The organism is Vibrio sp. 2033 (assembly GCF_033339735.1).
In genome coordinates, this window is the sequence record NZ_JAWOVC010000793.1 from 1 (window position 1) to 525 (window position 525).

The 525-nt window shown below is 54.5% G+C and carries 1 protein-coding gene; it reads left to right on the plus strand.

Features of this window, described 5'->3' with window-relative positions:
- Nucleotides 1-525 (plus strand): DNA topoisomerase (locus R7P74_RS29120; protein WP_318124199.1); only part of this gene is annotated, 525 nt, incomplete at both ends.

Below are 525 nucleotides of genomic sequence, written 5' to 3' on the forward strand. Positions count from 1 at the left end.
ATGGACAGTTTGCCGCCCAATGGATACCACCAGAAGAGTGCAGTGACGAGCAAGGCCGGTGCGTCAATAAGGCCTATGCCGAGCAGGTAGCCTCCCAGGTCAATGGTGCCAATGCTGTTATCAGCAAAGCAGAAACCAAACCAGGTAAAGAGTCAGCCCCCCTCCCCTTCGATCTAACGTCGCTGCAACAATACGCGAGCAAACGATGGGGATACACAGCTCAGCAGGTACTGGATGCAGCTCAAGCTCTGTACGAGACGCACAAAGCGACCACCTACCCTCGTACTGACAGTCGTTATCTACCCGAGAGCCAAAAGGAAGACATTCCGGACATTCTCCAGGCGCTCATTTTGTCCGATCAGAACGTCTCTGGGCTGGTGGCTGGCGCAGATCCTCATCGCAAGGCCAGGGTATTCAATGACGCCAAAGTGACCGCGCACCACGCGATCATTCCAACACCGGCCAGAACAGACATCAGTGCCATGTCTGAGATCGAGTTCAATCTTTACGACGCCATCCGTCGTT